This window comes from Micromonospora sp. NPDC005298 (assembly GCF_040607375.1).
Lineage (GTDB): Bacteria > Actinomycetota > Actinomycetes > Mycobacteriales > Micromonosporaceae > Micromonospora.
The window spans coordinates 19,228-34,295 of record NZ_JBEXGP010000017.1 but is presented as its reverse complement, the minus strand read 5'-3'; the positions used below and the strand labels follow the sequence as shown (position 1 = coordinate 34,295).

The following is a 15,068-nucleotide window of genomic DNA, read 5'->3' as shown; positions in this document are numbered from 1 at the left end:
CCCTAGAATCCAGCAACCGTTGGATTGCGGAGAGGATGCGGCGATGACCGGGCTCGACCGGCGGCCCGCGGCCGCCACCGGCACGGCACTGCCCCGTGGCCCCCTGGCGGGCTTCGCGGCCGGCTCGCTCGGCATGGGCATCTGGGTGACCGTGCCCGGCCTGCTGCTGCTCTACTTCCTCACCGACGTGCTGGCCGTCGGGCCGTGGCTGGCCGGCCTCGCGCTGCTGCTGCCGAAGATCGCCGACGTGGTCCTGCACCCGTGGGTGGGGCACCGCGCGGACGTCGACCAGGCCCGCCGGGGTGACCGGCGACGGCTGCTGCTGCTCGGCTGCGCGCTGCCGGTCGGGTTCGCGGCGCTGTTCGCGGTGCCTGGCAACCTGACCGGCGCCTCGGCCGCCGCGTGGGTGGCCGTGGTCTTCGTCGCCGGCAACCTGCTGTTCGCCGCCTACCAGGTCCCCTACCTGTCCACCCCCGCCGACCTGCGCATCGGCTACCACGAACGCACCCGGCTGATGGCGTTCCGGATGGTCGTGCTGACCCTGGGCATCCTGCTCTCCGGGCTGCTGGCCCCGCTACTGACCGGCGGCGACGCCGCGACCCGCGCCGGCTACCAGCGCATGGGCCTGGTCCTCGCGGTCGGGATGCTGGTGGCCATGCTGGTCGGCGTGGCCGGCATCGCCCGACTGCGCGCCTGGGCGGCCGACCCGGCCCCGGCCGGGCACGGCGGGTGGCGGGCGCTGCGCACGGCGCTGCGCGACCGGCAGTTCCGCTGGCTCGTCGCCGCCTACCTGGCCATGTCCACCACCACCCACCTGGTGCTGGCCGGCGTTCCCTACTACGCCGAGTACGAGCTGCGCGCGCCCGGACTGACCACGGTGCTGGTGGCCGCGTTCGTCGCACCGGCGCTGCTGGTCACACCGGGCTGGCTGGTGCTGGCCCGCCGGGTCGGCAAGCAGCGGGCGCTGCTCGGCGCGCAGGGCGCGTTCGCGCTCGGGTCGCTGGTGCTGGCGGTGGGCCGCCCGGCCGGCCTGCCGCTGCTGATCGGCGCGGTGGCGGTCCTCGGGGTGGCGTTCGCCGGCATGCAGCTGCTGCCGTTCTCGATGCTGCCCGACGTGATCCGCGCCGCCAGCGCCGGCGGCACCGGCGCGGGCACCTACACCGGGGTGTGGACGGCCACCGAGGCCACCGGCGCGGCGCTGGGCCCCTACGCGTACGCCCTGTGCCTGGCCGTGGGTGGTTTCGTGGCGTCGACGGCCGGTGAGTCGCCGGTGCAGCCCGACGCGGCGCTCGCGGCGGTCCGCTACGGGTTCGGGCTGCTGCCGGCGGTGGCGATGCTCGCCGCGCTGCTGCTGCAGCGCCGCTACACCCTGGACGCGACGGCCCGGGCGACGAGCTGAGCGGCCGGCACTAGACTTCGCCCTCGATGGACGCGCAGCTCACCCCCGCCGAGACCCGTCCGTGTGCCCACTGTGGACGGCCGGTGCCGCAGCGTGTCGGCGCGGGTCGACCGTTTCGCTACTGCCGGGACAACGACGGCGCGTGCCAACGCGCGTCGCGTAACAGCCGCATGCGCCACCGCAACGCCCCCGGCCTGCCCGGGCAGGTGGCCCGCACGTGGGAGGCCGTGGACCGGCTCGACCAGATCGTCGAGACGCTGACCGAGGCGCTGCACGCCGAGCTGTCACCGGTGGGGGTGCAGCGCCAGCTCGCCCAGGCCCACGCCGAGGCCGCGGCCGAGATCGCCGCCGCGCAGACCGAACGGGACGAGGCCCGCGACGACGCCGAGACCGCGACCGCCGACGCGGCCCGGGCACGGGAGCAGGCCCGCACCGCCCGCGTCGAGGCCGACGACGCCCGCCGCGACGCCGAGCAGGCCGCGCAGCGGGCCGCCGACGCCGACGAGCGCGCCCACCGCGCCGAGGCGGCCCGGGACGAGGCCCGCCGCGACGCCAGCGCGGCGCAGGCGCTGCGCGCGCAGGCCGAACACGACCGCGACCAGGCCCGCCGCGACCGGGACGAGCTGCGCGTCGCGCACGACACCGAGCGGCAGCGGGCCGCCGACCTGACCGTCCAGCGCGACGCGGCGCATAACGACGCCGACCGGGCCACCCGGGCCGCCGCCGAGGCCACCGAACGGGCCGGGCGGTGGCAGGCCGAGGTGCAGGACGTGCGCCGCCAGATCGACCAGGCCCGCGCCGACGCCGCGCGGACCCGCGCCGAGGCCGCCGACGCGGCCCGGGCCCGCGAGCAGGCCGACCGGGCCCGCGACCGCGCGCTGGTCGCCGCCGAGCAGGCCGAACACGCCCGCCAGGAGGCCGCCGAACTGGCCGTGCGACTCCGCGCGGAACTGGCCGCCACCGCCGCGCAGCGCGACACGCTCACCGCCGAGCTGACCGCCGCCCGCGACGCCGCGGCCACCGCCGAGGGCCGCGTCACCACCCTGACGGTACGGCTGGACGCCGCCGAAGCCGACCGGGACGCCGCCCAGCGGCGGGTGGCGCAGCTCGGCGACCAGGTCAGCGACCTGGCGTTGGCGCTGTCCCGCCTCGGCGCCGCCGCGCCCCGCGACGCCACCGGCTGAGCGCCGCCGGGTTCAGTGGATGCCCGCCATCAGCGCGCGGATGTGGCGGGCGAACATCACCGCGCCCACCCCGAACGCCACCGACGCCAGCCCGAAGGTGAGGAAGTAGGTCGGCTCGGACCAGGTCTCGGCGAGGCGGGCCACCTGCCCGCCGATCGCGTCGCCGACGGCGGTGGCCAGGAACCACAGCCCGAGCATCTGACTGGCGTACTTCACCGGGGCGAGCTTGGTGGTGGCGGACAGGCCGACCGGGCTCAGCGACAGCTCACCGGCGACCTGGATGGCGTACACGGCGACCAGCCACCACGGTGACACCCGTTCACCGCCGACGGCGGCCTGCGCGGCGGCGGCCATCAGCACGAACGACAGGCCGTTGAGCACCAGACCGACGGCGAACTTCACAGGCGTGGACACCCGGTTGCCGACGCGCAGCCACAGCAGCGCGAACAGCGGCGCGCCGATGATGACCAGGATGGGGTTGACCGACTGCAACCACGACGCGGGGAAGGTGAAGCCGCCGACGTTCCGGTCGGTGCGGTCGGCGGCGAAGATGTTCAACACCGACCCGGCCTGGTCGTAGATGAGCCAGAACGCGGCGGCGAAGACGAACAGCCACAGGTACGCCTTCATCCGGGACCGTTCGGTGGCGCTGAGCTCCCGGTCGGTCATGATCCGGGCGAAGTAGCCGACGGCGACGAGCACGGTGACCCCGGTGAGCAGGTTCACCACCGTGTTGACGGTGAACAGCCCGACCAGCGCCAGGACGGCGACCAGGACGGCGAGCGCCACCACGGCCAGCCCGGCGCGGGTCAGCGCGCGGCGGCGGTCGGCGCCCAGCAGCGGATCGGCCGGCCGCTCGCCGGCGTCGCCCAGGTTGCGCCGTCCCAGCACGTACTGGACCACGCCGAAGGTCATGCCGACGGCGGCCACCGCGAACCCCAGATGCCAGTTGATCTTTTCGCCGAGGTAGCCGGTGATCAGCGGGGCGATGAACGCGCCGAGGTTGATGCCCATGTAGAAGATCGAGAAGCCGGCGTCGCGGCGCGGGGAGTCCCGGTCGTACAGGCCGCCGACCATCGTGGAGATGTTCGGTTTGAGCAGACCGGTGCCCACGACGATCAGCGCCATCCCGGCGAACACGCTCCACCGCACCGGCACCGCCATCACGTAGTGCCCGGCGGCGATCACCACACCGCCCCACAGCACGCTGCGCCGCGCGCCGATCAACCGGTCGGCGACCCACCCGCCGGGCAGCGCCAACAGGTACACCATCGCGTTGTACGTGCCGTAGACCGCGTTGGCGCTGGCCTCGCCCAACCCCAACCCGTCGTCGGCGACCTCGGCGGTGAGATACAGCACGAGGATGGCCCGCATCCCGTAGAAGCTGAACCGCTCCCACATCTCGGTGAGAAAGAGCGTCGCCAGGGCCCGGGGATGCCCGAAGAACGTCCGCCCGCCGGCCACACGGCGCTCCACCGGGACGTCCTGGGTCATCGCAACCTCCACTGCGCTCGGGCGGTTAACATCCCCGGTGGCAGCCGAAACACTCCACCATCGCGACCCGCCCGGGGATCACCTGGCCGGGTGGCCGCCCCGGCCGGCTACCCTTGGTCGCGGCCCACCCGTGGACGCCTCACGCCCTGCGGCGGGAATGGCGTGACGGGAACGCACCGTTACACCCAGAAGACCAGCACCACGAACGAGGGGAAGTCGATCATGGGCGAGCGTATGCTGCGCGGAAGCCGCCTGGGCGCGGTCAGCTACGAATCCGACCGCAACACGGAGCTCGCGCCGCGTCAGACCCGCGAGTACCTCTGTGCCAAGGGCCACCAGTTCGAGGTGCCGTTCGCCGTCGACGCCGAGGTCCCGATGACCTGGGAGTGCAAGTTCGACGGCAGCGTCGCCCGACTCGTCGACGGCAACGAGCCGGAGCAGAAGAAGGCCAAGCCGCCGCGTACCCACTGGGACATGCTGCTGGAGCGGCGCTCGATCGCCGAGCTCGAGGACATCCTCGCCGAACGGCTCCAGGAGGTTCGTACCCGCCGCGGCCGCGCCTGAGCCGCACACCGCACGACACGGCGCCCCCGGGGTTCTCCCCGGGGGCGCCGTCGTGTGTGCGTCCGTTTCAGTGGCGCCCGGGCTCGATGATCTCCCCTTCGATGGCCCGGCCACCGTCGACGACCACCGGCTGCTCCGGCTGCGGCGTCGGCTGCGGCGCGCCCTGGCGCACCCGCACCGTACGCGGCCCGAACAGGTCACCGGCGACCATCGACGACACCCGCCGCTCGGCGGTCCGTTGCACCCCGGAACGGGCCAACCGTCGCAGCGGCGGCACCAGCAGCAGCAACCCGACCAGCCCGCTGACCAGACCGGGCGCCGCCAGCAGCAACGCGCCGGCCAGACCGACGAGCCCGTCGGTCACCTGCCGCCCCGGCGGCTGACCCGCCTGCGCCGCGGTGCGGAACCCCCGCCAGGCGCGCATGCCCTCGCGGCGCAGCAGCACCAGCCCCAGCAGCGACGCCGCGAACACCAGCAGCACCGCCGCGCCGAAGCCGACCGCCCGCCCCACCAGCACGAACACCGCCAGCTCCAGCACCACCGACAGCAGCAGGGCAATCGGCACGAACCTCAGTCCTCGGCGCATCTCACCTCATCGCCAATCCCCGGTACGCCGACACGCACCGTCCTTCCAGCATGACACGGCCTCGCTCACGGCCACCGCACCTGACCGGTGGGGGTGCCGTTGAGGCCACGGCGGACCGCCTGGCGCCGGTCCTGCACCCCCCAGGTGGTGATCCGCCACAGCGCCTCGGCCACGATGCGGGGGCTCATCTTGCTGTCCCCGCGCTCGCGTTCGGCGAACGTGATCGGCACCTCCACGATCCGCACACCGGCGCGGTGCGCCAGCCGGGACAGCTCCACCTGGAACGAGTAGCCCTGCGAGCACACCGACGCCAGGTCGATGGCGTCCAACGCGCTGATCCGGTACACCCGGTAGCCGCCTGTCGCGTCGGACACCGGCATGCCCAGCGCGAGACGCGCGTACAGGTTGCCGCAGCGCGACAGCAGCAGCCGCCGCAGCGGCCAGTTCACCACCCGCGCGCCGCTGGTCCACCGCGACCCGATGACCACGTCGGCGTCGCGGGCCGCGTGCAGCAGCGCCGGCAGGTCCTCCGGGGCGTGCGAGCCGTCGGCGTCCATCTCCACGACCGCGTCGTAGCCGCGCTCGCGCGCCCACCCGAATCCGGCCAGGTACGCCGCGCCGAGGCCCTGCTTACCCTCGCGGTGCAGCACCTGCACGTGCGCGTCACCGGCGGCGAGGTCGTCCGCGATCGCGCCGGTGCCGTCGGGGCTGTTGTCGTCGGCGATGAGGATCTGCACAGCCGGGGCGGCCCGGCGGACCCGCCCCACGATCGCGGCGACGTTGTCCGCCTCGTTGTAGGTGGGGATCACCACCAGCACCCGGCCCACGCCCGGCACCTCGTCCGGACGCCGGACCGTATCGGTCGCCTGGATCACGGTTCCTCCGCTCCCGCCGGCGTACCGGCTGCTGCTATCCGGGCATGATCCGCTGCCGCCGGCGCGCCACCGCCGCACCGACCAGAGCCGCCGCGGCCAGCCCGGCGAGCGCCACCTCCGGCCACCAGCCCAGGCGGGTGGCGAGGGTGCGCCCGTCGTCGAGCCGCACCTGCCGCACCACGACCTCCCGGGTGTTGAACCCGGTGGCATCGCTTACCCGCCCGTCCGGGGCGACGAACCCGGACACTCCGACCGTGGAGGCCATCAACGCCGGCCGGCCGTGCTCCACGGCCCGCAGCCGCACCATGGCCAACTGCTGGCGGGCCTCCGCCACGTCGAAGGTGGCGTTGTTGGTCTGCACGACGAGCAGCTGCGCGCCGCCGGTGACGGTGTCGCGGACCACCCCGTCGTAGGCGACCTCGAAGCAGATCACGTCACCGAGCACCGCCGGGCCGGCGCGTACCACGCCCGGGGTGCTGCCGGCCACGAAGTCCGAGCGGACCAGGTCGACCTTGTCGCTGACCATCCGGGCCACGTCGCGCAGCGGCACGTACTCGGCGAACGGCACCGGGTGACGCTTGGCGTACAGCTGGTCCAGGTCGGGGCCGGCGCCGGGGCGCCACAGGATGCCCACGTTGCGGACCTGCCCGGCGCCGGGGCCCTGCAGGACCGCGCCGACGAGGATCGGCGCGGCGATGGCGTCCGCGGCCTGCGAGATGCGCGCCCCGGCGGTGGGGTTGCGCAGCGGGTCGATGTCGCTGGAGTTCTCCGGCCACACCACCAGGTCGGGTCGGCGCTGCTGCCCGGCGGTGACCCGCGCCGCCAACTCGATGGTGGCGTCGACGTGGTTGTTGAGCACCGCCTGCCGTTGGGCGTTGAAGTCCAGGCCGAGGCGTGGCACGTTGCCCTGCACGATCGCCACGGTGACCGTGTCGCCCGACCCGGCGGCGGCGACGGGAACCAGCAGGCTCACCGCGCCCAGCCCCACGGCCACGGCGGCCGGTGCGGCAGCCGCCAGCCACCATTCGTCGTGGGCGTCCCGGCGGGCCACCACGCCACGCCAGACGGCCGTGACGAGCAGACCGCCGAGCAGCGCCACCGCGAAGGTGACAAGCGGCGCGCCGCCGAGGGAGGCCAGGCGCAGCAGCGGCGACGAGTCCTGGCTGAACGCCAGCCGACCCCACGGGAACCCGCCGAACGGGGTCCGGTCGCGCAGCGCCTCCTGACCCACCCAGAGCAGGCCGGTCAGCGCTGGCCACGCCCACCGGCTGCGGTCGGCAAGCGGCGACACCCAGGCCGTGGCCATGCCCAGCACCGCCAGGTAGCCGGCCTGCAACAGCGACAGCAGCACCCACGGCAGGTAGCCGGTGTGCAGGTTCGTCCACTCCAGCAGCGGCGCGAACAACGCCACACCGGTGAGGAAGCCCAGACCGGCGCCGGCGCGCAACCGTCGCCGGTGCGCGGCGGCGGCCAGCAACGCCACACCCACCGGCGCGAGCGGCCACACCCCGTACGGCGGGAACGCCACAAGCAGCGCCAGCCCAGCGACCACGGCCATCGGCGCGGCGACCCGCAGCGGCAGCGGACCCCCGGAGGCAGCCGGGCTGGGCGCCGCCGGCGCGTGAGTCTCGTCCCGGTCCAGTGTCGTCACCGCAGCGTCCCCTCGATCACGGGGCGAAGGCTACCTGGCCGGCGGCCCTGTCGGCCGAGTCGGGCCGGCGGGGACAGACCACCCGTCGGACATGAAATCGGGGCGCGGCTCGCGCCGCGCCCCGATGCTCCCAGGCCCTCCCCGGCCGGTGCGGCGAGAATGCGGTACGCCGACCTTCGGACCGACCGGACGCGGACTGGCTGCCCCCGCCGGGCCGTTGTCTACTGGCCGTGCACCTCACCCTGCCCGTACACCGGTAACCGCGACCGGTTCGCGCCGCCCCGCCGACCCCCGCCCGCTGGACCTGGCCGCCGCGACGATGACGCTGAAACATGTCGCTCGGCCAGCGGACGAAGGGACGAAGCGAACAACAGCCGCTTCCCGTGGTAGGACTCAAAGACGGTACGTGCTGCACCCCGTCTCCTGTCAACCCACCCGGGCCTGTCGTGTGTTGCGACACGGCGTGTCGGGTCGGCGCGTCTCACTGCGTTCGCAGGTGGTGACGCAGCAGCGCCCCCGCCGCCGCCCGGTGCTCCTCGGCGAGTAGCCCACCGGCGGCCAGCACGTAGTCGACGTCGACGACGGCGGACGCGGCGCGGGGCAGCGGCCACCCGCCGGCATGATCGCCCAGGACGGCCGCGAGCACCTGCCCCGCCGCCGACGCCGGCGCGTGCCGCAGCACCCCGCCGGAGCCCACCATCAGCTTCACGTCACGCAGGTCCCGTCCGGCGCGTTCCCCGGTGGCGGCCCCCCGGGCGTGCCGGCGCAACGCCACCGTCGCCGCGAGCGCGGCGATGCGGGTGTCCACGGCCCGCTCGACGTCGTCGGCCGCCAGGAACCCCGGGTCGGCGGCACGCCGGGCGGCGGCGGCCGTCAACGCGTCGGCCTCGTCGGCGGCGAGCAGCCGCTCCTCGGCGGCGGCCCGCACCACGCCCGGCGCGCTCCAGCGCATCCCCAGGTCACCCTCCACGGTGCGGGCCCGCCACAGGCTGCCGGCGACCTCCCGGCCCGGCCCGGTGGCCCGCTCGTCGGGGGTGAGCACCGAGTACACGTCGGTGGTGGCCCCACCCACGTCGACGACGGCCAGGTCACCGCCGATGGTGTCGGCGAGCACCTCCACACCGGTGAGCACGGCGTCGGGGGTGGCCGCGCGGACCAGCCGCGCGAACCGGCCACCCCGCGACAGCCGTTTACCGCCGATGACGTGGCGCAGGAACACCCCCCGGATCGCCGCGCGCGCCGACTCCGGGGCGAGCACCCCGATGCGCGGCAACACGTTGCCCGCGCCGGTCACCGGCACCCCGGCGGCCTCCAGCAGCCCGGTCAGTTCCGCGCGCACGTCGGCGTTGCCCGCGTACACCACGGGTGTGCGCCAGCGGGCCCGCGCCAGCCGCGTCGCGTTGTGGGCCACGGTGTCGGCGTCACCGCCGTCGGTGCCCCCGACCAGCAGCACCACGTCGCACCGGGCCGCCCGCAGCGCCGTCAGGTCCGCCGCGCCGAGCCGCCCGGCCGCCACGTGCACCACGTGCGCGCCGGCGGACAACCCGACCCGCCGGCCGGCCTGCGCGGTGACCAGCGGCTCGTAGCCGATCACCGCCAGCCGCAACCCACCACCGGCCGACGAGCACACATACCACGGCACGTCGCGCGCCCCCAGCCCGGCGGTGGCCGCCGCGACCGCGGCGTCCAGGCCGTGCAGCACGTCGCTGCCCACCGTGGTGGGCGCCGCCGCCGCGCCCACCAGGACACCGGCGGCCAGGTCCACCACGGCCGCCTTGGTGTACGTCGAGCCGACGTCCGCGCAGACCGCCAGGGTCACGGGCCTCCCCGTTCGCGACCGCGGGGCTCGCAACCCCGGCTCACTCCTCGCGACCCACTGTGACGGCGGGGACGACCACGGTGCCGGTCGCGGTGACCGCCACGATCGGCGGGTCCAGGACCTCGGCGGCGGACTCGGAACGGTCCGGGCGGCCCCGGCACACCACCGCGCAGCTCAGCTCCAGGGTGCGGCTGCGCGAGCCCACCCGGGACACCCGCGCGGTCACCTCCACCACGTCACCGGCCCGGATCGGAGCGGTGAACCGCACGTCGGTGTACCCGGCGAACAGTCCCTCGTCGCCGTCGGTGCGGATGCACACCTCCGTGGCGACGTCCCCGAACAGTCCCAGGGCGTACGCCCCGTCGACGAGGTTGCCGGCGTAGTGCGCGTGCGCGTACGGCACGTACCGCCGGTGCGTCACCGTCAACCCGAGCCTCGCGTCGGTCATGTGGTCGCCTTCCGTTGCGTGATCAGGGCGTGCACGAGGTAGCTGGCCACCTCACCGGGCGTGGTGCCCCGGCCGAAGATCCGGTCCACGCCCAACTCGTCGGTCATCGTCTCGTCGAACCGGGGACCACCGACGATCAGCAGTGGCCGCCGCCCCGCCGGCATGGCCTCGCGGAACGCCGCGGACATCTCCCGGGTGTTGTGCAGGTGCGCGTCGCGTTGGGTGACGACCTGCGACACGAGCACCGCGTCGGCCTTCTCCACCCGCGCCGCCTCCACCAGCTCCGGCACGCTGACCTGCGCGCCCAGGTTGGTGACCTTCAACTCCCGGTAGTACTCCAGGCCCTTCTCCCCCGCGATGCCCTTGACGTTGAGGATCGCGTCGATGCCCACGGTGTGCGCGTCGGTGCCGATGCAGGCCCCGACCACCGACAGTTTGCGGCGCATCCGCTGCTTGACCACCGTGTTGACCTCCTTGGCCGACAGCAGCGGGAAGTCCCGTTCCACCACCTGCACGGCGTCGAGGTCGACGAGATGGTTGACCCGCCCGTACACGACGAAGAAGGTGAACCCGTCACCCATCGGTTTGGCGTGCACCAGCATCGCCGGGTCGATGCCCATCCGGTTGGCCAACTGCACCGCCGCGCCCTCGGCCCGCTTGTCGTGGGGCACCGGCAGGGTGAACGACACCTGCACCATCCCGTCGCCGGTGGTGTCCCCGTACGGCCGCACGATCTGCCCGCTCACGCCGCCGCCTCCAGGATGTCGGTGGCCGGGTTGCAGTAGTCCGCCTCGTGGGCGGCGACCCCGGCCAGGCCCTTGCCGCGGTCGGCGGGCCGCTTCATGATCCCGAAGGTGCCCTCGGCGATGGCGGTGAGCAGCGTCTGCTCCCCGATACGGTCCAGCAGGTCCAGGGCCTCACCGAGGACCTGGTTGGCGCGGCGGCGGATGAACCCGCCGGGCGCCGGCACGAAGTCCTCGTGCAGCCCGCCGGCCGCGCCCAGGACGTACCGCACGTTCTGCAGGGCGATGTCCCGGTCGGACAGCCACGGCGTCACCACCGCCTCGGTCATCATGCCCACCAGCAGGATGCCCTGACCGGTCAGCGCACCCGCCAGGTTGAAGAACCCGTCGAGCAGATTGCCCCGGAACACGTCACCGGTCATGTGCTTCGTCGGCGGCATCCACTTCAACGGCGCGTCCGGGAACAACTCCCGCGCCAGCAGCGCGTGCGCCAGCTCCAGCCGGAACGACTCCGGCACCTCCGGGTTGATCTCGAACGCGTGCCCCAACCCCAACTGCCAGTCCGCGAGACCCGCCTCGTGGGCGAAGAACTCGTTGAGCAGCTGCGACACCGTCACCGTGTGCGCCTCGTCGACGGCGTCCGCGGTGGTCAGGTAGTTGTCCTCACCGGTGTTGATGATGATCCCCGCGCGGGCGTGGACCTGCCGGGAGAACCGCTGGTCGACGAACGTACGCACCGGGTTGATGTCCCGGAACAGGATCCCGTACATCGAGTCGTTGAGCATCATGTCGAGGCGTTCCAACCCGGCCAGGGTCGCCATCTCCGGCATGCACAACCCCGACGCGTAGTTGGTCAACCGCACGTACCGGCCCAACTCCTTCGACGACTCGTCCAACGCCGCGCGCATCAGCCGGAAGTTCTCCTGCGTGGCGTACGTGCCGGCGAAACCCTCCCGGGTCGCGCCCTCGGGCACGTAGTCGAGCAGCGACTGCCCCGTGGAGCGGATCACCGCGATCACGTCCGCGCCGGCCCGAGCGGCCGCCTGCGCCTGCGGGATGTCCTCGTAGATGTCCCCGGTCGCCACGATCAGGTAGATCCACGGCCGCTGCTTCGGGTCCCCGTGCCGCTTGATCAGCCGATCCCGCTCGGCGCGCCGCCTGTCGATCCGGCGGATGCCCGCACCGACCGCCCTGCGCGCCGCCGACCGGGCCGCCGTCGCGGCCCGCCCGGTGGGCAGCGTGAACCGCACCGACCCGGCCGCGGCCTTCTGCGCCAACAACGTCACATCCGTGATGCCCTCGCGGGCCAGGGCGTCGAACACCGGCACCGCCACCCCGTGACCCAACCCCACGTCCGCGACGACCGCGTCGACGAGCCGGTTCACCCACGGAATGCCGTCCGGGTCGGCGCCGCTCACCCCGGCCAGGCGCAGCACGGCACGCTCCACCGACACCGTGGTGTGGCTACGGGCCAGGTCCACCACCGGCTGCCCGGCCCGACGCGCCAACTCCCGCGCCCGCGCCACCAGCACCGGATCAAGATCAAGCTTGCCGGTCACGCCGTCGCCCCCGCCACACCGCTCGTCCGCTCGTTCACGACGACCCTTCCTCGTAGATGACCTCACCGCGCAGCACCAGGCGCCGGCAGACCGGCAGTGGCGTCGGATCGTCCGGACCCCGCAACTCCGGATCCTCGGCCAGCAGCACCGGCAGGCCCCGCTCCACCCCGGCCGGCGTCGACCACACCGCGAACGTCGCCGGCGCACCCAGCGCCAGGACACCCTCGGCGTCCAGGTGCACCGCCCGCCAGCCGCCCCGGGTGTGCGCCGCGAACGCCGACCGCACACCCATCCGCTGCGCCGGATTGTGGTGCGCCGCCGCCGCCCGCACCGACCCCCACGGGTCCAGCGGCGTCACCGGCGAATCTGACCCGAACGCCAACGCCACACCCACCGAGTGCATCGCACCCATCGGGTTCGACTCCAACGACCGGTCCAACCCCAACCGCGCCTCGTACATCCGACCCGCGCCGCCCCACAACCTGTCGAACGCCGGCTGCATGCTCGCCACGACCCCGTACTCCACGAACTGGGCGATCATCCGCTTGTTCATGATCTCCGCGTGCTCGACGCGGTGCCGCGCCGCGCGCAGCCGCTCCACGCCCAGCGTCGAAGCCGCCGCCGCGAAACCCTCCAGCACCGTGCCGATCGCCGCGTCGCCGATCGCGTGGAAACCGCCCTGCATGCCGTGCGCCGCGCAGTCCACCAGGTGGTCACGCACCTGCTGCGCCGACAGGTACCCGTGCCCACAACCGTCACCGTCGCCGTACGGCTGCGACACGTGCGCCGTACGCGACCCCAGCGCCCCGTCGGCGAACAGGTCACCACCGGCGCCCACCGCACCCAACTCCCGGGCCCGCGCCGCGCCACCCAACTCGCCCCAGTACCCGTACACCTCCGGCAACCCGGCGCCCGAGATGCCCAGCAGCCCGGTGAAGTCCTCCTCGTCGGAAATGCCCGGACCACCGCACTCGTGCACCGCCGCGATACCCAGCGACGCCGCGTGCGCCAGCGCCACCCGCTGCGCGGCCACCCGCTGCGCCCGACTCACCGACCCCTGCGCCGCCGCCCGCACCACATGGTGCGCGTCCCGACGCAACCAGCCCGACGCGTCGTACCCGGCCTCGTCCGCCGCCTGCGGACACGCCGCCAGCAACGCCGACGACACCAACGCCGAATGGATCGACGCCTGCGACAGGTACACCCGCCGGCCCCCGGCCGCCCGGTCCAACGCCGCCGCGTCCGGCAACGCCGGATCCGACCAACCCGACTCGTCCCAGCCGTGCCCCAGCACCACCGCGTCGGCCGGCAGACCCGCCGCGAACCCCGCCACCGCGTCGAGCAACTGCCCCGCCGAACGCACCCCGGACAACTCCAGCCCGGACAACGCCAACCCGGTGTCGGTGGCGTGCACGTGCGCGTCCACGAACGCCGGCGTCACCAGCGCCCCGCCCAGGTCCACCACCCGGTCGGCCGGCGGCGCGTCACCGGCGGTCCCCAACCAGGCGATCCGTCCACCGGACACCAGCAGCGCGGTCGCACTCGGATCGGCGGGACAGTGCAGCACGCCGCCGCGGTACAACGTCGAGGGGTTCGTCATGACCTCAGTCTGCCGCGACCCGCGCCGCGAAAAGCTGACGCACCCCCGGTTCGGCGCGCAACAACCCCAACGCCAACTCCGCGTGCCCCGGCACGTACCCGTTGCCCACCAGCATCGTCACGTCCGCCGCCAGCCCCTCGGCGCCCAACGCGGCCGCCGAGAAACTCGTCGCCATCGAGAAGAAGATCACCGTGCCGCCGTCCGCCGTGGCCAGCACCGCGCCGTGCTCACATCCCGGCACGTCCACGCACACCACAGTCACGTCCGCCGGCGCGCCCAGGGCGGTGGTCACCGCCGTGGACAACCCCACCGGGTCCCGCGCGTCGGCCAACGCCACCACCGACGCCAGACCGGCGGCCGTCAGCGCGTCGCGCTCCGCCGCCACCGGCACCACCCCGACGGTACGGGCGGCGCCCGCCCGCCGCGCCGCCGCGAGGGACAGCGAGCCGCTCTTACCCGCCCCACCGATCACCGCGACCCGCACCGGCGTCGGGTCACCGGCACGCCGACGATCCTCCACGTACCGCGACACCACCCGGGCGGTCAGCGCGGGCGCCCCGCACACGTCCAGCACGGCCAGGGACATCTGAGGATCCTCGTCGTCGGGCAGCACCGCGGCGATGGACCGCGCGAACAGGATCGCCCACCCGTCACACGGCACCTGCTCGCTGCGGCCGTCCCAGCGGGCCAGCCCGTCGGTCACGACCAGCGGCGTCAACGTCAACGACACGAGCGTCGCGACCCGCTGACCGGGCCGGAGCCCGAGCGGGGAACGCCGACCCGCCTCCTCGACCGTACCGATCAGCATCCCGCCGGACCCGGTCACCGGGTTCTGCATCTTGCCCCGCGTCGAGATGATCTCCAATACCTCGGCGCGGACCGCGTCACCGTCACCGCCGTGCTTCTCCGACAACTGCCGGAAGCTCGCCGCGTCCAGGTTGAGCCGCTGCACCCGGATCCGTACCTCGTTCGGCGCGATGGCGGCGGACGCGTCCAACCGCCAGGCCGCCTGCGGCAGCACCCCCGCCGGTTCCACGACGCGGTGCAGTCCCACCGGTGACGTCACGCCGACCTCCCCTGTCCAGCCGCCCGAAGCCCCGGTCAAGGCTCGCGTAACGGGAAAACTTACGGCAGACTAGTTTCTGT

At 74.0% G+C, this 15,068-nt stretch carries 13 protein-coding genes; 3 read left to right on the top strand and 10 right to left on the bottom strand.

What is annotated here, in order from left to right:
* The first annotated feature begins 43 nt into the window (after positions 1–43).
* Complete coding sequence (locus tag ABZS77_RS21560) at positions 44–1,399, top strand: MFS transporter (protein ID WP_354825490.1); 1,356 nt, start codon at positions 44–46, stop codon at positions 1,397–1,399.
* A gap of 26 nt (positions 1,400–1,425) precedes the next feature.
* Positions 1,426–2,583, top strand: a complete 1,158-nt coding sequence (locus ABZS77_RS21555) for a hypothetical protein (protein ID WP_354825488.1) — start codon at positions 1,426–1,428, stop codon at positions 2,581–2,583.
* Between the two features lie 12 nt (positions 2,584–2,595).
* On the opposite strand, the gene ABZS77_RS21550 is transcribed toward ABZS77_RS21555, so the two are convergent.
* Positions 2,596–4,077, bottom strand: coding sequence for a peptide MFS transporter (locus ABZS77_RS21550; protein WP_354825485.1), 1,482 nt, complete (start codon positions 4,075–4,077; stop codon positions 2,596–2,598).
* Between the two features lie 222 nt (positions 4,078–4,299).
* Between ABZS77_RS21550 and ABZS77_RS21545 the strand changes: the two genes are divergently transcribed.
* Positions 4,300–4,641, top strand: a complete 342-nt coding sequence (locus tag ABZS77_RS21545; protein ID WP_091636146.1) for an RNA polymerase-binding protein RbpA — start codon at positions 4,300–4,302, stop codon at positions 4,639–4,641.
* Between the two features lie 67 nt (positions 4,642–4,708).
* Here the strand turns inward: ABZS77_RS21545 and ABZS77_RS21540 are convergent, their stop codons facing one another.
* The 9 genes from ABZS77_RS21540 to ABZS77_RS21500 form a co-directional block, all read right to left on the bottom strand.
* A complete protein-coding gene (locus ABZS77_RS21540) occupies positions 4,709–5,227 on the bottom strand; it encodes an FxsA family protein (RefSeq protein WP_354825482.1) in 519 nt (172 codons plus the stop codon).
* Positions 5,228–5,292: 65 nt separating this feature from the next.
* Positions 5,293–6,102: a polyprenol monophosphomannose synthase gene (locus tag ABZS77_RS21535; RefSeq protein WP_354825480.1), complete on the bottom strand. Its 810-nt coding sequence runs from the start codon at positions 6,100–6,102 to the stop codon at positions 5,293–5,295.
* Between the two features lie 34 nt (positions 6,103–6,136).
* Complete coding sequence (gene lnt, locus ABZS77_RS21530) at positions 6,137–7,744, bottom strand: apolipoprotein N-acyltransferase (RefSeq protein WP_354825763.1); 1,608 nt, start codon at positions 7,742–7,744, stop codon at positions 6,137–6,139.
* 490 nt (positions 7,745–8,234) lie between these two features.
* On the bottom strand, positions 8,235–9,572 hold the full coding sequence (locus tag ABZS77_RS21525; RefSeq protein ID WP_354825478.1) for a glutamate mutase L: 1,338 nt from the start codon (positions 9,570–9,572) through the stop codon (positions 8,235–8,237).
* A 40-nt stretch (positions 9,573–9,612) separates the two neighbouring features.
* A complete protein-coding gene (locus ABZS77_RS21520) occupies positions 9,613–10,020 on the bottom strand; it encodes a hotdog domain-containing protein (RefSeq protein ID WP_354825476.1) in 408 nt (135 codons plus the stop codon).
* Entirely contained in the window at positions 10,017–10,766 is a 750-nt protein-coding gene (locus tag ABZS77_RS21515) for an OAM dimerization domain-containing protein (protein ID WP_354825473.1), read from the bottom strand. Before ABZS77_RS21515 ends, ABZS77_RS21520 begins: the two co-directional genes overlap by 4 nt.
* Entirely contained in the window at positions 10,763–12,322 is a 1,560-nt protein-coding gene (locus ABZS77_RS21510; RefSeq protein ID WP_354825471.1) for a lysine 5,6-aminomutase subunit alpha, read from the bottom strand. The genes ABZS77_RS21515 and ABZS77_RS21510 overlap by 4 nt, the downstream gene beginning before the upstream one ends.
* A 34-nt stretch (positions 12,323–12,356) precedes the next feature.
* Positions 12,357–13,922, bottom strand: a complete 1,566-nt coding sequence (locus ABZS77_RS21505) for an amidohydrolase family protein (RefSeq protein ID WP_354825468.1) — start codon at positions 13,920–13,922, stop codon at positions 12,357–12,359.
* A gap of 4 nt (positions 13,923–13,926) precedes the next feature.
* Positions 13,927–14,976: a zinc-binding alcohol dehydrogenase gene (locus tag ABZS77_RS21500; RefSeq protein WP_354825761.1), complete on the bottom strand. Its 1,050-nt coding sequence runs from the start codon at positions 14,974–14,976 to the stop codon at positions 13,927–13,929.
* Positions 14,977–15,068 lie beyond the last annotated feature (92 nt).